The 19,533-nt window shown below is 40.7% G+C and carries 17 protein-coding genes and 1 pseudogene; 7 read left to right on the top strand and 11 right to left on the bottom strand.

From position 1 onward, the window contains the following. Positions 1-590 precede the first annotated feature (590 nt). Positions 591-3,323, top strand: a complete 2,733-nt coding sequence (locus AAEZ02_RS19590; protein WP_124013302.1) for a cation-transporting P-type ATPase — start codon at positions 591-593, stop codon at positions 3,321-3,323. Between the two features lie 10 nt (positions 3,324-3,333). Continuing rightward, positions 3,334-4,046, top strand: a pseudogene (locus AAEZ02_RS19585) (transposase family protein); the annotation flags it as partial. A gap of 25 nt (positions 4,047-4,071) precedes the next feature. On the opposite strand, the gene fni reads toward AAEZ02_RS19585, so the two are convergent. From fni to AAEZ02_RS19550, 7 genes are all read right to left on the bottom strand, one after another. Continuing rightward, positions 4,072-5,094, bottom strand: a complete 1,023-nt coding sequence (fni, locus tag AAEZ02_RS19580) for a type 2 isopentenyl-diphosphate Delta-isomerase (RefSeq protein WP_351124637.1) — start codon at positions 5,092-5,094, stop codon at positions 4,072-4,074. Beyond that, the gene (locus AAEZ02_RS19575; protein ID WP_124013304.1) at positions 5,091-5,897 is read right to left on the bottom strand and encodes a Brp/Blh family beta-carotene 15,15'-dioxygenase; all 807 of its coding nucleotides are present in this window, start codon (positions 5,895-5,897) and stop codon (positions 5,091-5,093) included. The genes fni and AAEZ02_RS19575 overlap by 4 nt, the downstream gene beginning before the upstream one ends. After that, complete coding sequence (locus AAEZ02_RS19570) at positions 5,894-7,012, bottom strand: lycopene cyclase family protein (RefSeq protein ID WP_124013305.1); 1,119 nt, start codon at positions 7,010-7,012, stop codon at positions 5,894-5,896. The genes AAEZ02_RS19575 and AAEZ02_RS19570 overlap by 4 nt, the downstream gene beginning before the upstream one ends. A gap of 1 nt (position 7,013) precedes the next feature. Beyond that, positions 7,014-7,904 carry a phytoene/squalene synthase family protein gene (locus tag AAEZ02_RS19565; RefSeq protein WP_206191855.1) on the bottom strand — a complete coding sequence of 297 codons (891 nt, stop codon included), beginning with the start codon at positions 7,902-7,904 and terminating at the stop codon, positions 7,014-7,016. Then, a complete protein-coding gene (crtI, locus tag AAEZ02_RS19560; RefSeq protein ID WP_233768491.1) occupies positions 7,905-9,404 on the bottom strand; it encodes a phytoene desaturase family protein in 1,500 nt (499 codons plus the stop codon). Then, complete coding sequence (locus tag AAEZ02_RS19555; RefSeq protein WP_206191856.1) at positions 9,401-10,303, bottom strand: polyprenyl synthetase family protein; 903 nt, start codon at positions 10,301-10,303, stop codon at positions 9,401-9,403. The genes crtI and AAEZ02_RS19555 overlap by 4 nt, the downstream gene beginning before the upstream one ends. A gap of 167 nt (positions 10,304-10,470) precedes the next feature. Next, positions 10,471-11,154, bottom strand: a complete 684-nt coding sequence (locus tag AAEZ02_RS19550) for a bacteriorhodopsin-like (protein ID WP_351124641.1) — start codon at positions 11,152-11,154, stop codon at positions 10,471-10,473. 691 nt (positions 11,155-11,845) lie between these two features. On the opposite strand from AAEZ02_RS19550, the gene AAEZ02_RS19545 reads away from it, so the two are divergent. Together AAEZ02_RS19545 and tnpB are read left to right on the top strand one after the other, a co-directional pair. Beyond that, entirely contained in the window at positions 11,846-12,016 is a 171-nt protein-coding gene (locus tag AAEZ02_RS19545; RefSeq protein ID WP_164839457.1) for a hypothetical protein, read from the top strand. After that, the gene (gene tnpB, locus AAEZ02_RS19540; RefSeq protein ID WP_124013308.1) at positions 12,013-12,195 is read left to right on the top strand and encodes an IS66 family insertion sequence element accessory protein TnpB; all 183 of its coding nucleotides are present in this window, start codon (positions 12,013-12,015) and stop codon (positions 12,193-12,195) included. The genes AAEZ02_RS19545 and tnpB overlap by 4 nt, the downstream gene beginning before the upstream one ends. A 505-nt stretch (positions 12,196-12,700) precedes the next feature. Here the strand turns inward: tnpB and AAEZ02_RS19535 are convergent. The 4 genes from AAEZ02_RS19535 to AAEZ02_RS19520 all read right to left on the bottom strand — a co-directional run bounded on the left by AAEZ02_RS19535 (position 12,701) and on the right by AAEZ02_RS19520 (position 15,645). Continuing rightward, complete coding sequence (locus AAEZ02_RS19535) at positions 12,701-12,937, bottom strand: hypothetical protein (protein WP_351124629.1); 237 nt, start codon at positions 12,935-12,937, stop codon at positions 12,701-12,703. A gap of 117 nt (positions 12,938-13,054) precedes the next feature. Continuing rightward, positions 13,055-13,987 (bottom strand): IS4 family transposase, encoded by a 933-nt coding sequence (locus AAEZ02_RS19530; protein ID WP_351124626.1) that lies wholly within the window; start codon positions 13,985-13,987, stop codon positions 13,055-13,057. A gap of 191 nt (positions 13,988-14,178) precedes the next feature. Then, positions 14,179-14,688, bottom strand: a complete 510-nt coding sequence (locus AAEZ02_RS19525; protein ID WP_233768492.1) for a site-specific integrase — start codon at positions 14,686-14,688, stop codon at positions 14,179-14,181. 225 nt (positions 14,689-14,913) lie between these two features. Continuing rightward, complete coding sequence (locus AAEZ02_RS19520) at positions 14,914-15,645, bottom strand: DeoR/GlpR family DNA-binding transcription regulator (RefSeq protein WP_124013311.1); 732 nt, start codon at positions 15,643-15,645, stop codon at positions 14,914-14,916. 283 nt (positions 15,646-15,928) lie between these two features. Here AAEZ02_RS19520 and rbsK point away from each other — a divergent pair, with 283 nt between their 5' ends. The 3 genes from rbsK to AAEZ02_RS19505 are packed head-to-tail and all read left to right on the top strand — an operon-like array spanning position 15,929 to position 19,305. Next, positions 15,929-16,858, top strand: coding sequence for a ribokinase (gene rbsK, locus AAEZ02_RS19515; RefSeq protein WP_124013312.1), 930 nt, complete (start codon positions 15,929-15,931; stop codon positions 16,856-16,858). A gap of 57 nt (positions 16,859-16,915) precedes the next feature. Continuing rightward, entirely contained in the window at positions 16,916-18,235 is a 1,320-nt protein-coding gene (gene fucP, locus AAEZ02_RS19510) for an L-fucose:H+ symporter permease (RefSeq protein ID WP_124013313.1), read from the top strand. A 56-nt stretch (positions 18,236-18,291) separates the two neighbouring features. Then, the gene (locus AAEZ02_RS19505; RefSeq protein WP_124013314.1) at positions 18,292-19,305 is read left to right on the top strand and encodes a DUF4432 family protein; all 1,014 of its coding nucleotides are present in this window, start codon (positions 18,292-18,294) and stop codon (positions 19,303-19,305) included. Positions 19,306-19,533: the final 228 nt, after the last annotated feature.

Here is a 19,533-nt window from a genome sequence, read left to right as displayed (position 1 = left end):
CCCAGAAAATGACTTACCGTGGAATTATATCACCAAAAGTTAAGTCATTTAGATAAACCCCACCTAAACAGATTAACGTAGGCTTAACCGCCTAGGTCAAGCTGTGCCTGTAAATTGATGATGTCACGCTATACTGCCGTAAGCTCACAGTACAATGGTCGAGAATGCTGCTTGTATGTTCAATAGCGCAATAGAATCAAGTATTTTGATATCTATCATCATACCAGTAACGATTTAATAAGAGGGGCTGTAAACATTTATTCTTCACCATTAATCTAGCAATCAAAAAGTTTCATCATTTTTCCACAATGGATAAAAATAACGACATTTATCCAGCGATTACTGACAGCGTTAGTACATATCAGACTGGCATCTAACAATCCTTCGGTAATCAGCTTGCCACAGCTGGCTTGGCTCAAATCAAGACAAAACCCAGAATATATAAACTCGTATTTTATTGTCTTTTTAAATCAAGTTATCGGTTTTCTCGATCTTTCGACAGCTATTTAACGACTGTTTTTTGAATAACAACTCAGTATATTAAAACGCTAGTATACCTATATTAGTATCTGGTCAATTTGGAGAGAGCAATGGAACTCAAGTCGACATGGCACGACCAAAGTACTGACAGCGTGGCGTCTTCGTTAGCGACAAACGTTAAAGAAGGTCTCAGTTTAGATGAGATTATTGAAAGGCGCGAGCAGTTTGGCCACAACAAAATTACTGAGCATAAAGGCACCGGTCCGCTGAAACGTTTTTTACTACAGTTTAATCAACCGCTTGTTTATATTTTACTGGCGGCATGCGTGGTTACCTTGCTGCTGCACGAGTGGGTTGACTCGGCCGTTATATTTGCAGTGGTTTTGGTTAACGCTATTATTGGCTTTGTACAAGAATCGAAGGCCTTAAATGCAATAAATTCACTTTCTAACTCGGTAAAGACAAAAACAACCGTATTACGCGCTGGCAAACGTCAAGAAATATTAGCTGAAGAATTAGTGCTAGGCGATGTTGTCATATTACAAGCAGGCGATAAAACACCTGCAGACCTTCGCTTAATCAAAATACGCGACTTAAAAATTGATGAATCGTCACTTACTGGCGAATCGTTACCGACCGAGAAAGACGTATCCACGTTATCTGAAAAATGCTTATTAGGCGATAGACGTAATATGGCCTTTTCTTCTACACTAGTGACCTACGGCACTGGCATAGGTGTTGTTGTGCACATCGGTGATAATACAGAAATCGGTAAAATTTCTGAAATGATTGCCACCACTGAAACGCTCGATACCCCACTTACCAAACGAATTGCGAGTTTTAGCCATGTGCTGCTTTATGCCATTCTTGGACTAGCGTCCCTCACCGTATTTATTGGCTGGCTCCACGGCAGACCCCTAATTGATACCTTTATGGCAGCGGTTGCACTTGCCGTAGGTGCGATTCCAGAAGGCCTGCCCGCTGCGGTGACTATCATGCTGGCAATTGGCGTATCTCGAATGGCAAAAAAAAACGCCGTAATACGCAACTTACCCGCGGTTGAGACTTTAGGCAGCACCACGGTAATTTGTTCCGACAAAACCGGTACCCTTACTAAAAACCAAATGACGGTTACCGATATATGGGCTGGAGGCCGCAGCTTTAGTGTTAGCGGAAGTGGTTATGATCCACACGGAGAATTTAATGACGGCGGTAAGGTAGCAACTTTGCCTACTATTTCAGCCGGATTCACCACCTTAAAAGCGGGTTTTTTATGTAATGATGCGCTAGTCAACGCTCCTGACCTTACGCTCGAAAAATCGCATCAGCAATGGACTATTACTGGTGACCCTACAGAAGCTGCTTTAATTGTTTCGGCTGCCAAGGCGGGTATTAACGAAAGCCAGCTTACGCAGAATCGTTTAGACATAATCCCTTTTCAATCAGAATATCAGTACATGGCAATTTTAAATGCTGAAGAAGAAGGTAATGTTGTTTACATGAAAGGCTCTATTGAGAGTATTTTACCAAAATGTATTTGTATGCTCGATCATAATGGTGAACAGGTTGAACTTGCCAATGATCGTATTCATCAGCAGGTGCAAGAAATGGCCAGTCGCGGCTTGCGCGTGCTGGCGTTTGCACGCAAGCGAGTAGACTCAAATAGCAGTAGTATTAGCCACGAATTTCTAGCTCAAAATTTAGAGTTTCTGGGATTACAAGCGATGATAGACCCGCCTCGTCCAGAAGCGATAGAGGCCGTAAAAGCCTGCTACCTTGCTGGTATTGATGTGAAAATGATCACCGGCGATCATGCTTTGACGGCTACTAGCATCGCTCATCAGCTTACTATTGTAGACAACGCTAGCGGCAATGCCACTATTACAGGTCAAGAGCTGGCACTGCTTACGCATGACGAACTGATGAAAGCCGCACTAACATTCAAAGTATTTGCTCGGGTCACTCCTGAAAATAAATTACAACTTGTAAAGGCCCTACAAGCGCAAGATCAAGTGGTTGCAATGACCGGCGATGGTGTAAATGATGCACCTGCATTGAGGCGTGCTGACATTGGCGTTGCCATGGCATTAAACGGCACGGAAGTAGCACGCGATGCGGCCGACATGATGCTTACCGATGACAACTTTGCAACCGTAAGAGATGCTGTAGAAGAAGGACGAGGCGTTTTTGATAACTTAAAAAAATTCATCGTATGGACGCTACCGACCAACGGCGGCGAAGGCTTAGTCATTCTTGTCGCTGTTATTTTAGGTGTATCGCTACCGCTGTTGCCCGTACATATTCTTTGGATAAATATGACGACGGCTATTTTCTTAGGCTTAATGCTTGCTTTTGAACCGAAAGAAAAAGGTATTATGCTGCGCCCACCTAATATCCCAAATGCGCCTATTATCGACAGTATATTATTATGGCGTATTGTGTTGGTGTCATCTTTATTGTGCATCACGGCTTTTGGTCTTTACGAATTAGAGTTGAGTCTGGGTGCCAGCGAAGAGCAAGCCCAAACCGTGGCGGTTGCCATGTTTGTGGTCGGCGAGGCCTTCTATCTATTGAACTGTCGCTCGTTTGAACGGTCGATTTTCTCAGTGGGTTTATTTAGCAATCCTTGGATTTGGTTTGGTATAATCATTATGGCAGTACTTCAGGGCTTGTTTACCTATTTGCCGATAATGAATGCATGGTTTAATTCTGCCCCAATAGACCTCTATTCATGGATTCGAGTGTTCTCCTGTGGTGCCCTTATATCCGTTATTGTGGGCGCCGAGAAGCGCTGGCGTTTTACAAAGAAACACCAAGTAACAACAGCGGTAACAGCAGGCTAAAATGTTAAATCATGCACAGATCATTAGCAGAGCAGTCGCGTTAGGTGCGAGGCAAGATAGGGCATGTGAAGTTTGGGTTATCAACAACAACCTTACCGCATTGGCGAGTAGAAGGTTCAATTGGCTCAGAGAAAAGGCTTGCAGCGATGAGGCCGGAGCCGTTGAATAAACTAAGCGAGAGCAAAAGAAAGGCAGTGACTGACCTTGGTAATGAGAATGAGTTTGCCTCATTACCACTATAGCTAACAGATGAGAGTATATCGCCTCGAGATCTGAGTTTTATTGTATATTGAAATCGGCTATATATGCTGCACCACCGAGGCAAAGCTCAACCGTGAAATAACAATAAAAAACCGATGAGCTACACGGCTAAAAAAGCGAATGAGGTGTGGAGTTGGGATACCAGCTGCTTACTGACAAGGTTTTTGGGTCAACACTATTATCGGTATATGACAGAAGATATATACAGCTATAAAGTGGTTGGGAAGTGCACCACAATGAAACAGGTGACCACACTGTAGGGCTACTAAACGTTGAGTTTGGACAGAAACATGGTTGAAGAGAAATTTGGTGTTGCATTCAGTTAACCGTGCGCCCGTGAAAAGCTTAACGATGCGAGCCAAGATATACGATTTAGGTGTTGTTACCTCTCGCAATCACCCTCGATGGCCATCAGAAGGTTTTAACAGAAAATGGTTAAAAGAATTTGTCAGTAGGTACAACAAATACTTCTTTTTTTGCTAAACTCTCAAATTCTTTGGTTAAAACTTTTTTGAAGAGTCGCCTTACGTAAATCTGATAATTTTTGACTGCCGGTTAAAAACATTGCCCAGCGTAACTGTTCTTCAACAATCGAAATTTTTTCGATAACAGCTTCTGTTGATATTAAGGCTGGAGCTAGAAATGGTTGAGCTAAAGCTGTCATCTTTGCTCCTAATCGAATACAAATAGCTATATGCAAGCCATTACGCACTCCACCTGAGCCAATGAAATTTAAGCTTGGGCACGCTGCATGCACTGCAGGCAGTATTTCAACCGTGTCCATACCCCATTCAAGAAAGGCACTCGCGATTTCTCGTTCTCGTTCAGATCCGTTTCGACTTAATTCAATACTTGCCCAGTTAGTACCGCCGCGTCCAGCAATTTCAATCCATTTAATACCAGCATCCATTAACTTTTTAACGCTATTAGGACCCATACCTGCACCCACTTCTTTAACGATGACAGGTACGTTAAGTTTGTCAGCACAGTGTTGAATCGCTTCTAATACCTTATTCCAATCCCGATCGCCATCTGGCTGTATTAGTTCCTGAAGAGGGTTGAGGTGGATGACTAGCGCATTTGCTTCGACCGAGTCCACCGCACGTTTTGCTAAGTCTAAGCCATGTTGCTGCAATTGAGTGGCACCTACGTTGCCAAGCACAATAGCTGAAGGAGCCCATCGCCTAACATTTTGTGGTAAACCGCGTTCCAGTGCCGCTCGTTGAGAGCCGAGTGACATTGGAATGTTACAAGTCTGAGCAGCTTCGGCGAGATGTTGGTTAATAATCTCACCATTATCGCAACCACCTGTCATGGCGCCAATCATAAATGGCGCCGCCACGCGTCTGTCTAAAAAATCGCTGTTGAATTCGACATCTTGGAGAGATATTTGGGGGAGTGGATTAGGCTCAAATCGTATACGATCAAACCCAGCACCTTGGCTAGCCTGATGTGAAGACTGTAATGCAAGTGCAATATGGTCTGCTTTGCGGGTACTAATATCCGTCATAGTGGTCTTCCTCTAGTGTAGTATTGCCTATCAGCGTAATCGACAAGTAGCATGTGGGGTAAGGTGAGTGCTGCCAGACCTATAAAGGTAACCTTTATTAATGTAATAGAAGAGGGTTCTTGATAAGAGTAAAAAATAAATCCTGCTGCTAGCCAAGAGATTACGGTATATATTGCCGCCTCAACTGCACTGCGGCGTCGCTCAGTTACGTCTAAACTATGCCACAGACGAAGTGTATGACCTTTGCTGTGCCAGAGGCAAAAGTATAACGAGAAACTAATTAATGGCGGAAGTATAAAAACTAACCCTACTAGCACCAGCAGGTTAATTAACGATTTACGATATTTAACCTGCCAATAAGCGAAGAAACAGTAACCTATTAGGCTAAGTAACCAAGGAAAAAATAAGCTGGTGATGCAGTTCATCAATAGGCTAGCATTATCCGCACCAACCAGAATGGTAAAAATAGGCTCAACCAATATGGGATGAAGGTTGGGAATAACAATACCAACTAAACCGCCATGAGCAGCCCAAGGTAGTAAATCAGTGCCTATATCAACAATATCACTAGCACCAAAGTGCAGTGCTGATATTAATAAGAATACGCCGAGACTGGCCAGCGGGAATAACCACCAAAGCAGGGTAACTAAAGCGGCTAAAATAATATAAGTAAAGTGAAAAAGACACCATGATTGAATACCTGATGACCAACCAATACGACGCGCAACAGCACCATCTAGCCCGCCATGGGGTACGCCAAATAATAATACAGCGCAAATAGCGAGCATATCCCAGCTTGTCATTGACGAAAAATCTGTTTTAAAAATGATACTTTTGGCATAGCTAAAATGACTTTAGCCCAATCAATTAATGTAGCCGAACCGAGCATGAAGCGCGCAAAACCATCAGCATCTAACGCTTTTGCCGTGCGCATCATAATGGTAACGCCGAGCTCAGGGTGTGCCATCAATACTCCATTAAATATCTTATCCATATGGTTTAAAAATGGGTGAATAGGTGCAGGAACTGAAAAATCGCCACAACTGATACACTCAGCCAATTTACTTATCTGTTCCTGAATACTGGCAAATGCATAACCTGAGGAAAGCCTAACTGCTCCACTTGCAGCACCAATCGCTCCAGATTTTATATCTAATGGGTTTATTGATTGCATGGGAATAATACCCGTTTCTTCGGCTAATGTTTCCTCTATTTCAATTTCTTGCTCCTTAAGCCATTGGTAAATAGCTTGGCGATACCACTCTTTGTCTTCCAATTTTTTAGATATCATAGTCGACTCAATTAACAAGCGTCGATCTGAGAAAGGCAGAACATATATAAAGTGGAGCCCGCGAGATTGGTCTACGCGGAAATCCATTAAAGTTGCAATTTGGGGATCACTGATTGGGGCTTTTGTACGAATTTCCCAGCCTAAAAAATGCTGCTTTAAGCTGTCTTCAGAAACCTTTAGTGGTCGACTGTCATAAATTTTTTCAGCTTTATATTGTTGACCTCCGGCGCTAAATGAGCCACCTATTCCCTCAGTAAGAATATCTTCTGCCGTAGCACGAATTAAATCAACACCTTCGGCTAAATTCTTCTCACACTGTCCCATATATTTAGCTGAACTTAGGCTAATATAATGGAACTGGTCACTACTGTGGAGAACCTCAGTGTGGTGGTCAGTCACTCGCCACTGCTGCCAGCTACCTTTAATAGCGGTCTGAAATTGTGTTTTTTGGGCGTAATTAGCCCATAAGGCCCAGCTACAATCTCGCTCAATCGGCGTTCTGGGTTCTACAACAACCGCAGAGACATTGTTCAGCTTGGCAGCAAGACTTATGCCTGCACTGCCGCCGCCAATAATGGCGATATCAAGTTTGGTTATTTTATTCAAATTATTATGAAGACGCGACACCTTATACCCCCTTTAAATGTCGATGCAATTGCTTGTTATGAGACGGCACTTTTGTGGGTATTAAATCTACAATACTGCGCAAACTTAATAAGGCTTTCTTTGGCGTCGCGACATAAACTCTACCATGCCACCAACAAAAATCACGTTCCCTTAGTGATATACCAATTTGCCGATAAACGCGTAAGGCGACAGTAATTGAAAAACGCGACCGAAAGGGCAGCAATTGGATGCCAAGTAGAGCGCTTTCATAGTAATCCTCGGCAAGATCGAGTATACGCTTAATGGCTAAAGCGACAGGCTCATGACATGTGGCATTCATACCAGCAATTTCAGAAGCCGTTAAGTTTACCCAGCACGCCGGCAGGTAACGGCGTGCCATCTGAGCATCTTCTAAGACGTCTCGAGCAATATTGGTCAACTGCATTGCAATACCAAGGTCTATAGCAAAGCTTTCTGCACGTTGTTCTTTACAGTTTAGCACTCGGCACATCATAATCCCTACGGTCCCTGCAACGGCATAACAATAGCGCAGTAATTCTGCTTCACTCTCAAAAGTAGTTGGCGTTTGATCACTCAACATACCATCTAGTAATTCAGTTGCCGCTGTAAGAGGGATATTATGCTTGGCGGCCAGATTTAAAAAAGCGTCTATTTCAGAACTTGCAGGTTGATTATGGCCATTGAGGCAGGCGCGAATGTTCTCTAGTAATGCTTGACGGTCTGGAATATCTCCATCTGCTAAGTCGTCAACAAAGCGGCAAAATTTGTAAAGTTGCGCAGCACTGTTAGCTAAGTTGGAACCAAGAAATAGGCTGGCCCAATAAAATGATTTGCCGTGACGAGCCATTAATTTTTTTGATGATATATTATCTGACTGCGAATTATCCATCATCTATCCGCCCGATCCAACTTCAACGCCTGTCAGTAATTCTTCTACTACTTTCGCAGAGCTTATAACACCGGGAAGACCTGCACCTGGGTGAGTACCGGCGCCGACAAAGTAAAGATTAGAAATAGCGCTATCGCGGTTATGAAATCGGAACCAAGCTGATTGGGTAAGTCGTGGTTCAATAGAGAAACCTGCACCATGCATAGAACGATAGTCCTTAGCAAAATCCTCTGGAGTCATCCAAAATACTTCCTCAATTACAGATGAGAGCTCAGGTAATATAGTCTCTTCTAGTGCCTTAACAATACGATCGCGCAATACTTCTGCTTGGGTGCTCCAATCTACGTTACCTTGTAAATTAGGTACCGGACATAAGACATAAAAAGATTCACATCCCTCTGGCGCAAAACTTTTATCTGTCGCAGTAGGGCGATGTACATACAAACTAAAATCTTCACTCATCTTTTTATCATCGAAAATTTCGGAGAGTAACTCTTTAAAACGAGGACCCATCCAAATGCTGTGATGAGCTACATCTGGATATAATTTTTTAGTACCAAAATAAAGCACATAAAGCCCCATGCTATACTGTTTCTTAATTTTGGGCAGGCTAAGTTTGATTTTAGGCAGTAGATGTCGATAGCAAGTCTCAGGATCTCCAGCAAAAACCACTAAGTCAGCATTAATTGTCTGGTTGTTATTCAGTCGAACTCCAGTAGCAGTATTGTTGGTAACAATAATTTCATCTACATCAGCATTGAGTAAAATATCGATACTCTGGCGCTCCATAAGTGCACCTAATTCATCAACCAACTTTCCGGTGCCACCCATACAGAAAAATACCCCCCAGCGGCGTTCTAGGTAATGAATTAAGGTGTAAATAGCTGTAGTTTTAAACGGGTTTCCACCCACCAATAAAGGATGTATTGAAAATGCTTGGCGTATCAAAGGATGCTTTAAATGATTATTTACCATCTGTGAAACAGTTTTGTAACATTCTAAGATCAGCAGAGCGGGGATCTGTCTGACCATATCCCAAACATGGGTAAAAGGCCTGTGAACAAGTTTTTTGAACGCTACGTCATAAACCTTTTTAGATTTATCTAGAAGCTTTAAATAGCCATCTGCGTCTTCGGGACTAAAGCGTCTTATCTCAGTTAGCGTATCTTCGATACTAGCGCAATAGTCAAATTGGCTGCCGTCGGCAAAATGAAAGCGATAGAAAGGATCCAAAGGAACAAATTCTAAGTGTTCCTCAATTTTTTCATCAAAGAGTTCAAATAACTCATCGAATAAAAAAGGTGCGGTTATAACCGTTGGACCCGCATCATGGCGATACCCACCACGCTCAAAGACCTGAGCCCTACCACCTAAACTATCGAGTCGCTCAAGTAATGTTACCTGATACCCTAAAGCTCTTAGCCTTAAAGCAGTAGCTATGCCAGCGAAACCTGCACCAATCACTACTGCTGTTTTATCGGTTACCTTTATTTTTGAATTCAACCGGACCACCCCTGATATTTAATCACTATTTTTTGTTTTACTGATGCAACCAATCCACAAGCCACTGGCTGAAGTTGGGTGGGCAACCGATTAACAAGCAGCTCTGCTTTTACTAACCAGTAATCAACAAATTCATTAGCTTGTAGAATCGCTTCACTCGAGGCGATACGTCGTTGCCAATGCGTTAATAACAAATTATCGCTGGACATGTACCAGGCATTAAAATTATCTCGACCTAGAGCTTCTTGAGCGAATAAGCTAATGACCAAGTTGGGTTTTCGCCCGTCTAGATCACTTGATCGATGGCTTGATGGCACAATATCATCGATGTCGTTACGACCTTGATAAGCAAGACCACAGAAACCCACTAGGGTTTCTAGAGATTTTAAACTGTCTAAATTGCTACTGAAGCCTGCGGCTAAAGCAGCTCCTTTAATTGGAGCAATTAGAAGCGGTGCTGTTTTACCTTTAGCAATTCGTTGCCACTCGTCTAATTCAGCACACTGACGCTGAGTGATATCTGATATTTGACCACTACATGTTTCCTGCATAGATTGGGCAAGTAGTCCGACAAGTGGACCGCCGTAACCACTATTTCTAGAAGCTAGCTCAAAAGCTTTAGCGACCATCCAATCACCCAAACATAAAGCCATATCAGAACCGAAATGCTTATTAATACTTTCTTGACCGCGCCGATGAGTACTAGAGTCGCTAATATCATCGTGTATTAGTGATGCGTTATGCAATAGCTCGCAAGCTGCTGCCCAATGTAAATTGTCATGCTCGTTTAGACCTAGTGCTGCACCACTTGATAATGCAAGCTGCGCTCGAAAAGATTTCCCTGGATTTTTAAAATGATATCTAGCTGCCTCAGTTAGACGACTGTTTGAATTTGGCATTTCATCCTTATAAAAGGCATCCAAGTTTTTCAATGTTAGAACATTATTTGTGTTTGTTGGGAACATTATTAGTACCCTTAAAATATGTAACCTATAAATGATTACTTTATTATTTTACTTTTTAAAAAGGAGAGTCAGAAATCGACTCTCCCAATTTTTTAGTCTATCTAGCTTGTTTTAATCGATGATGCTTGTTTTGAGTCTGTGTCAGCGACTGCCGCTGCCCAGATAACAACACCAAAAGCTATTTTGTTCCAGAAGTCGGCTACGTTATAAATAATATTCATAGTACCGGCGTCTGCGCCATTCGTGAAATAACCCACAAAATAACCTAGTGGATAAATAGCCCAACCAACTGTGACCAGAAGCGTCATTGTTTTATAGGCTTTTTGTACATGAGGATTTGCTAATCCAGCATTAATCCGGCTTGCTTCACCTTTAAATATTTCCCAGATTATGAAGCCCCAAGCTGCCATTGATGGCCAAAATGCTATTTTCGCACTCATTAATCCGGTTTCACCAGCGTAACCGAAGCCCAACATAACAATAGAACCGATAAGTAAACGCCAGAAAACACCAGCAGGAACTTTAGCAACTGCAGATAGAATCAAATAAAACTCTACCATCAGTAGTGGTACGGTCAACAACCAGTCAATGTATCGAAATGCTGTTGGTGATTCACCGGTAGCGACCCAAACATCGCGCATGTAAAAATAATGCACTGCCGCAATTAGCGTAACAAGCCCTGACACAGTCAGGGATGTTTTCCATTTGCCTGCCACGCGGTCGCGCTCAACAAAGAAAAAAGCTGTGGCAGCAACAAGTGCCATAGATATTAGCCAAAAAGACATACCGACTGTATCGCCGGAAGATAAGTTGTGTGTCATTTAAAACCTCTGCAAATAAAGCGTGAATATTATTTTTAGTGTCAAAATGTCCACTACAAGATGACATATGACACTTGTTTTTTATCTGTTTCAGAATCTATCTTTTAGATAAAAACTAAATATCTGACCTATAATTTCATTACCCTTAAAATATATTAAATCATCATACTTAAGTGGTATGAGCCTAAAGATGTGTTTCATACGGAAGAAGTGTTAAAAAAGTTTAACTTATAGAGTGATTATTTTTAACTTTGTATATTAATCTACATCAGTAAATATAAGTCATTGATAATATTTGTTAAAAAAATTACTTTAAGGGTTGGTTTGTTTAAGATAAATTGAAATTTTCATTAAAGCGGTTAATTTGGTCTAAAAAATATAAGTAATAGCATTAAAATAATGGCTATTTTTCGTAAATAGTGTAAAGCCTGATGCAATATAAGAAGGAAAAGCCGGTTATTCGTAAGCGGTCAATTAACTCCACATACCAATAAGAATAAGACTTTGTCATAGTACTTTCTCACAAAGGAGGCACTATGAATCAACCCTAAAAACATGACCACTGGACTCAAATGCTCACTGAGTTCAAACAAAGCCAATTACCCATCAAGCAATTTTATTCTGAACGGTAAATCAACTATCAAACGCTTCACAATTGGGTCAAAAACTCAATGCAAAAGAGACCAAGCAGCAGGTTCAGCCTATTGTCTTTGAACATGGTGGCACCAATGTTGTGGTGCTGTCATTGCCTAATGGTATTCGCGTTGAATTCCCTTCAACACTCAGTCAAACTCAAATTAACCATTGGGTTGCAGCGCGACTATGACACCGACAGGCAATGTTTATTTAGTGTCAAGTGTCACGGATATGCGAAAATCGATTGATGGATTATCATTAATTGTCTCGGACAGGGTGGCTATGACAACTTCGAGTACATTTCTATTTCGTCGCTACTTAAAAGCACTAAGAACAGATATGCTCGCGCTTTTGTTAAGAGTGAAGTAGATGAGTTCGATCTTACACATTTCATCGATTTTAATATGGGTATTATCATTCGAGCTCTGGAAAGTTTCACAACGTTTATGCAGAAGAAAATTGAACAGATTGAGAGAACTAGGTTGGACCTGTATAAGTCTCCATACTTTAGAGAGTTTAAACACGCACACATCACGATTATTAAGAAGGCACTCGAAGACGCAGGGCGGGAATTCACAGTTAAGGAATGGCAGACATAGTTCAATGTTACGGCAGCAGCTTCCAGAGGCTATCTGGATAAGTTAGTAGATCTGAACTTACTAATTAAGAGCAAAGAGAAAGGTAGTAGACAGTACAAATATTTAGCGTCACGAAATTTGAAAGAGAGGTTGAAAATTTATTGATGTAATCATACAACTGTGTGGTCGCACGCTAAATTCATCATACTTATGTGAGCTTACGGCAGCATAGTTCAACTTCTATCTTTTAAACCACATTCATATGTAGGTACGTAAGCCTGTTTTTTGAACAATGCTTAAATATCCACCAGTGAAATTACACCAAATTGATAAAGTCCATCCTTTAAATCTCGCTTCGGATGGGCTCGTTTACATAGCTTAGCGATCATATCAATGGATTCACGCAGTACTTCTTTAAGTGATACGCCCACGTTAATTTTTTCTACCATTAACGATAGCCAATGCGGGGCAGTTCGTGCCGTTTTTTGTGTCGATATCAAGCATGATTTCAATGCTTCTGTACTGTAAGCCATTAATCGCTTGAGCAAAACCGTAATAAAACTCGCATAAATAAGTATGGTGACAATAGGTTTATTCTCTGTACTGAATATCTTTAGGTTGCAATACGATTTTAACTCTTTAAAGAGTCATTATATTTGCCATCTCAGGCGATATAATTCAACAACATCTGAGGCTGGAACTGTTTCTCCGGCTAGATTGGTAACCAAATAGCCAATACGTTTTTTCTTTTTATACCAAAAGGCGATCACACGAAAATCAAAGTCATATCCCGACCAGCGGACGCTTAAATCTAGTGTGCTATTTTTATTCTTTAATTTTAACGTGTTAAGTTTTTTTCCCACGGCAGATTTTATGATTTTTCCTTGAAAATTATAAGCTGCTTTAACGATAAGATTAATACTACAAGCAGCTTGAGTGATGGTATAACCGCCTTGTTGCTCAATGCTGATTATCTTTTTTCGATCAAAATAACCTGCATCCGTCAGTAATAACATACCGTTTAATGATGTAGCTTTGGGCGCGTGCGGCCTTTCTGTCTCGGTATCTGCACCGATGGATAAATAATCGATGCTGCCGCTTAATAGATCCATAGTAACGTGAAGTTCAATCGCAGCGGGGAAGCGCTTCTTAAAGCGGCCAGGATATGTTTCCTGTAAGCCATCATGTACTTGAAATGAACAACCATCATGTAATTTTATCCTTGAAAATAGGAGCTTAGCGCCTGTTGGTAGTGATGTGAGCTTGAGTGATTGAAGTACCCATTGCTGCATTATGTTTTCAAAACAGCTTTTAAAAAACTCACTACATTGAGGCTTTTTGAGCTGATTATGAAAGAGTTTGTAGTTAATTGGCATACCACTAATACGTTGATAATTACGATGGATATCAGCTAGGTTAGTTTTTGATTGGCAGTCTAAAGTATTGGTGATTGAGAGTAATAACTTCAGGGGGTTGATCTGACGAGCACGCAGAATAAATTTCTTTTCTCTGGCTAAATGAAATAGTTTTTTAGCGTTAAAAATAGTGCTTATTTTTTCTGTTAATAATGTAAGGTTCGTCATCTTCGTGTTTCAGTTACTTTTTAGTTTTGGCGAACCAATAAGATCATAAATGAGGCACGAAGACACCTTTTTCATGCTAAATATTGATAAATATTCTGACCGACCCCTTAAGATCCTACATATGAATGTATCTTAAGTTATTAAAAAATAATAATAAAAAATCACATTGATAGTGATATTTATCACACTCTTTATTCTCTATCCCTAGCAGCCAATACTTCTGCATGACTGGCATAAATAGCCGTCATAGAGAGACTGATGTGCTTAAACTGGTGTTTCAAAGCAGCCAGAGACACTAAGCCATTTCCCACAACAAAATGAGCAATGGTTCGTCTCAGTGAGTGAGTTGAAAAATGCCAGTAAAATTTGCCATTTCCTCGCTCTCTAATAGGATTGTATTTAGAGGGCACAACTGGATTCAGCAAGCGATACACCTCATCCATTTCATCGGGTTCATATGTAATATCACGGTGTTTCGAATAAAACTTTAATAGTTCGCCAAGATTTGATGTATTTAACACCACATCTTTCAATTGACGGTAAATGTTGTTACCACCCCTGCCATCAAAGCGAAATCGTGGAGAGCAGTGAATATCTCCTTTTCTTGAGCGATATTGGTCATTAAGCACAGTTAAGACCTTCAGTGCCTTTTTACAGATGAGCGCACACGCCCACGCATCTTCTCTTGGTAATTTCTCCAACTTGCGAGTCCATGAGCGCAAGGTACAGAGCTTCAAACCGTCAAGGTCAATTTCTTTGTAAGACGTAGATTCCATTGCCTACAATTGATTGGTGTTGTGCAACAAAAACAGGGTAAATGTTCAGTACAATAATGTGGGGGGGGTGGCATTTACGTGTAAAGCTAAACTCATTGTTGGATAGAATAAGTTGGGATAACCCTAATTTAAGCAATGGTTGGACATCAATTAAAGTGTGCCTCCCCCTTGGCTAACCACAGGGTTTGACGTATTTTCAAATGAGATGAAGTAGTTGAATACACCTACCTCACAGACACTAAATTTTGATACGGTATCAAGTGATTCGTTTGAACAAACTAAGTACTTTTCAATCGTCCTACTCAACACACTTTTTGCGACGCTTGCGCAATATTCAGTTTCTACTGTTGCACCAAATTCGTCATGTAACCCATTGGGCGTTAAAAAAGATTTGCTATACACCATTGATTTCAGAATGTCATTGTTATGCGAGATAAAAACGTCATTGAGGTCGTCATAGCTTCCGCCCAAAAGTACGGGTTTACAGTTTGGCTTGGATTTCAAAAACATGAATGTGTTTAGCGATGTTGTTACACCCGTAAATGAAACGTCTTGGTTAATCATGTCTATTAGTTGACCATTGTATTTTCCGCTGTCAAAAAAAACTACATCTTCAGAAAAAATCAACTCAGAAATCAACTTAGTACTTTCTTCCATGCTACTGGAAGCCTCCACGTTCAATATATTTTTATTGGTTTCTTTTCTGACATAGCCGCCATAAGACTCTATACCAAAATTCGAAGCATAGTCAGAGTTAAGGTCTCGTCGAACAGTCATCTCAGATACCTCTAGGAGTCTAACCAGCTCTTTAATATGAATTTTATCTTGGTGGTCTAAACAAGACATCATTCTTCTTAGCCGCTCTAACCGCTTGGAAATCATTTTTCAGCCTTAAAATATATCTGCAATTCTCATTCATACAATACTGACATGTTAAATGTATTAACAAATGTGATCTATGGTTTTGTGACTGAACGCATTAAAATAATAAATTGTTATAATTATAACATTAATGAGTGACGTGTATCACGCCATATCACGCTTTTATGTGTATTATCTGTTGCCATAAACACAGTAAAGCGAACATAATATCACTTAATGTTCGTATGATAACAGTGCGGATTAAGATAATAATATATGTTTGAATAATAACATGGGGCGTGACATGAAGAAAATTGCAGTTATAGGTTCAACCAACGTAGATTTAATTACTTACGTTGATAGATTACCTAAAGAGGGTGAAACACTAGAAGCACCGGCTTTTCGTATTGGCCGTGGCGGTAAGGGGGCAAATCAAGCGGTGGCGATTGCTAAGCTGGGATCCAATGTGGTGATGCTCTCTAAAGTGGGTGACGATACATTCGCTGACACTTGCATTCAGAACTTTCAATCATACGGTATCGATACTAAGTATGTGATTAAAGTGCCTCATAGCAGCACGGGTGTAGCCCCCATATTCGTAAATACTACGACGTCACAAAACTCAATTCTTATTGTTAAGGGTGCAAATAACTTCCTTAAACCTGAAGATATCGACAGAGCCGAAAAAACCCTTAAAGATGTCGACTTGATTGTACTTCAATTAGAAGTTCCACTAGAAACTGTCTATTACGCAATCGATTTTGGTAACAAATACGGTATCAAGGTTCTGTTAAATCCTGCTCCTGCAGTGCCAGAACTATCAATTGATTACGCCTGTAAATGTGATTTTTTCATTCCAAACGAAACAGAACTAGAGATCTTAACCGGTAAACCTGTCTCTACCATCGACGAGATTAAACAAGCTTCGAAAGTACTGTTAGATAAAGGGCTAAAGAACCTTATTGTTACCTTGGGTTCACAAGGTTCTTTATGGTTCTCCAAAGACGGTATCGAAAAAATGATCGAGCCACTTAAGGTTGATGCGATGGATAGCAGCGGCGCAGGGGATGCATTTATTGGTTGTTTCTCTCATTTCTACTGCAATACCGGTGATGTAGAAACATCAATGAAAAAAGCATCGGTGTTCGCCGGGTTGAGCGTTACAGAAAAAGGCACACAGTCTTCATATCCAAGCATTGAACAATTCGACGAGTTTGTCGCAACGCATTGCTAATCAATCCCCAAATTCTAATAAAGATTGAGACCAATAACTAAATAACAAAGGAATGATATGTTTATTAAAAATAATACCAAACAACATAAAGATGGTTATTTGGATAAAACGCCTATTTTTCAATTTATCCTATTATCAATGGTGTTCCCATTATGGGCTGCGGCTGCGGCACTTAACGACATTCTTATTACTCAATTTAAGTCTATTTTTGAATTATCAAACTTCGCATCAGCATTAGTTCAATCAGCATTCTATGGTGGTTATTTTTTGATTGCGATTCCTGCATCTATGGTTATCAAGAAATCATCTTATAAATTAGCCATCTTAATTGGTTTAGTTCTGTATATTGGCGGTTGCATGATGTTCTATCCTGCATCAACGGCTGCCACCTATACAATGTTCCTTGCTGCAATTTTCTGTATTGCGATTGGTTTATCATTTCTGGAAACGTCTTGTAATACCTACTCTTCAATGATTGGAGAGCCACAACGTGCCACATTGCGTCTAAATATCTCTCAAACGTTTAATGCACTTGGTTATATCGTGGGCATACTCATGGGTAAATACTTGGTTTTTCAAGAAGGTGTAAACATTGGTGAAATGATGCAAACCCTATCTGGAACAGAGCTAGAACTGTTTAAACAGCAAGTGCTACAACACACGTTAACGCCTTACAAATGGCTGGTGGGTGTATTGGTGGTTATCTCTGTTTTGATTGCCATCACTGAGTTTCCTAGCTGTAAACCAAGAGCTGAAGGTAAAACTAAACAGCCCTCTTTTGGTGAAACAATTAAATATCTGTCAACTAACAAGCGCTTTAAAAATGGTATTGTTACTCAGTTTGCTTACGTAGGTATGCAAGTTGCTGTGTGGAGTTTTACCATTCGTCTAGCACTCGAAATGGGCAACATGACAGAGCGCGATGCGGCAAACTACTTGGCATACGCATTTGTGGCTTATTTCATCGGTAAATGTGTTGCCAACTACCTTATGACCAAAATAACACAAGAAAACGTGCTACTAGGTTATTCTGTTATCGGAATAGCGTGTCTGCTTTATGTGTCTTTTGCTCCAGACTTTAGTGCGGTATGGGTTGCTGTTTTTGTATCGGCTTTATTTGGTCCGGGTTGGGCGACTATCTTCGCGTCAACATTGCAATCGGTAGAAACAAAATATACCGAAACAGCCGGTGCGATTGTTGTTATGTCCATTATTGGTGGTGCTGTAATGCCTGCTATTCAAGGGTTACTTGCTGACCATGTGGGAATGCAGCAATCCTTTATCGTTAACGTCATTTGTTTCGGGGTGATTTTCTCTTACTTTGCCACTGAAAAGAAACACAAAGCAACGTTAGCACTGGCTAGACAACACGCGTAAAAAGTCAATAATGACCATCTGTAATAGGGTGGTCATTTTCTTTAAAGGAAAACATCATGTTTACTATTCCTCTACACAAAGATCATTTCAAAAAAGAAAAAACCAACGTTATCAAATCAGACGATTTTGAAATCAACACTTTTATTTATAATTCAGGCGTTCACGCTGTTGAGATGAAGAACAGTCAAGGCCATTTGGTTATTTTGCCTTTTATGGGGCAAATGATTTGGGACGCCGAGTTTCTGGGTGTTGATTTATGCATGAAAAATGCCTTTAACGAACCCAAGGTTGCCGATCAGATTGTTAATACTTACGGTTGCTACTCATTTCATGCGGGTTTACTTCGAATGGGTTGCCCAACACCACAAGATGATCATGTCCTTCACGGTGAATTCCCGTGCGCATCAATGGACTATGCCTGGTTAATGGTTGATGAAAATAGCATAACACTAGCGGGATCTTATGAATACATCATGGGCTTTGGTGATCATTACATCGCAACACCAACAGTGTTGCTCCAAAAAAACGCGGGTATTTTTGACATTACGATGACGGTCCAAAATCTTGCCACCACAAAAATGCCGTTACAATACATGTGTCATACTAACGCTGCTTTCTTCGAGGGAGCAGTGATGACGCAGAACATTCCAGATTCAGCGATTAAACTTCGTGAAAGTGTTCCTGCACACGTTCATCCAACCAAACAGTGGTCCGTTTACAATGATAGCTTGAAACATTCGGCACCGATCAGTGTGTTGGAGAACAAGGAAATGTATGATCCTGAAATTGTTTATTGTATGGACGACTTATCTACACATGTAGATATTGCTAAGTTCGAAATGATCATTTCAGACCACCATAAGCTTACAACTGAATTTAATACGGCAGAGTTTAATAGTGCAACACGCTGGATTCTGTTTAACGGTGACCAGTCTGTCGGTGCCAATGTTTTACCTGCAACCTGTCGTCCAGAAGGGTTTATATCAGCAACAGAAAAAGGCACGGTTATTTACTTAGAACCTAACGAAGTGCGGACTTTTAAAGTAACAAAAGCCATCGTTAAGATGTAATACATCAACGTTTTAATTGTATCAGCCTGAGGCTCTTGCTGTTCGACATAACCGCTCTTAGATAAACATTGAATTACCACCCTTATCACCAATCAAGAGGCCTAGATTACTCTAGGCCTCAATTCTCCGAGTCCCCCTGTGTCAGGATCTGACTCTTATACACAAATAAATTAGGCTTCAATTGAACTTTATTTATATCAGTCGATCAGATCAGTTATAACGAAAACA

Source organism: Shewanella sp. T24-MNA-CIBAN-0130, from assembly GCF_040310185.1.
Taxonomy (GTDB): domain Bacteria; phylum Pseudomonadota; class Gammaproteobacteria; order Enterobacterales; family Shewanellaceae; genus Shewanella; species Shewanella psychromarinicola.
This window is presented reverse-complemented; position numbering and strand designations above follow the sequence as displayed.

Bases quoted from the DNA above. Each gene is read 5' to 3' on its own strand.
- AAEZ02_RS19590 (WP_124013302.1), top strand. From the start codon at position 591: ATGGAACTCAAGTCGACATGGCACGACCAAAGTACTGACAGCGTGGCG.
- fni (WP_351124637.1), bottom strand. From the start codon at position 5,094: ATGACGGATATTAGTACCCGCAAAGCAGACCATATTGCACTTGCATTA.
- AAEZ02_RS19575 (WP_124013304.1), bottom strand. From the start codon at position 5,897: ATGACAAGCTGGGATATGCTCGCTATTTGCGCTGTATTATTATTTGGC.
- AAEZ02_RS19565 (WP_206191855.1), bottom strand. From the start codon at position 7,904: ATGATGGATAATTCGCAGTCAGATAATATATCATCAAAAAAATTAATG.
- AAEZ02_RS19555 (WP_206191856.1), bottom strand. From the start codon at position 10,303: ATGCCAAATTCAAACAGTCGTCTAACTGAGGCAGCTAGATATCATTTT.
- AAEZ02_RS19550 (WP_351124641.1), bottom strand. From the start codon at position 11,154: ATGTCTTTTTGGCTAATATCTATGGCACTTGTTGCTGCCACAGCTTTT.
- tnpB (WP_124013308.1), top strand. From the start codon at position 12,013: ATGACACCGACAGGCAATGTTTATTTAGTGTCAAGTGTCACGGATATG.
- AAEZ02_RS19535 (WP_351124629.1), bottom strand. From the start codon at position 12,937: ATGGCTTACAGTACAGAAGCATTGAAATCATGCTTGATATCGACACAA.
- AAEZ02_RS19530 (WP_351124626.1), bottom strand. From the start codon at position 13,987: ATGACGAACCTTACATTATTAACAGAAAAAATAAGCACTATTTTTAAC.
- AAEZ02_RS19520 (WP_124013311.1), bottom strand. From the start codon at position 15,645: ATGATTTCCAAGCGGTTAGAGCGGCTAAGAAGAATGATGTCTTGTTTA.
- rbsK (WP_124013312.1), top strand. From the start codon at position 15,929: ATGAAGAAAATTGCAGTTATAGGTTCAACCAACGTAGATTTAATTACT.
- fucP (WP_124013313.1), top strand. From the start codon at position 16,916: ATGTTTATTAAAAATAATACCAAACAACATAAAGATGGTTATTTGGAT.
- AAEZ02_RS19505 (WP_124013314.1), top strand. From the start codon at position 18,292: ATGTTTACTATTCCTCTACACAAAGATCATTTCAAAAAAGAAAAAACC.